Annotated in this window: 1 pseudogene; it reads right to left on the minus strand. The window is 67.4% G+C overall.

The window, feature by feature from the left end:
* Positions 1 to 242, minus strand: a pseudogene (locus tag SB754_RS22535) (malto-oligosyltrehalose trehalohydrolase); the annotation flags it as partial.

Consider the following 242-nt stretch of genomic DNA (forward strand, 5'->3'; position numbering starts at 1 on the left):
AGGTGCCGACGTGCAGCTCGTAGATCGCGCCGCCGTCCAGCCCCGGCGACACCCAGTCCGCGTCATGCCATTCATACAGGTCCGGGTCGAAGGTGCGCGAGAGCGAATGGACTCCCTCCGGCTGGCGGCGGGACCGGGGATCCGGAACCGGCGTTTCCGCGTCGTCGATGAGATACCCGTAATCGATGTCTTCGGGAAGCTCCGCGTGCTGGACGTGCCACCAGCCGTTGTCTCCCCGGCTC

This window comes from Leifsonia sp. SIMBA_070, assembly GCF_046534635.1.
GTDB lineage: Bacteria > Actinomycetota > Actinomycetes > Actinomycetales > Microbacteriaceae > Leifsonia.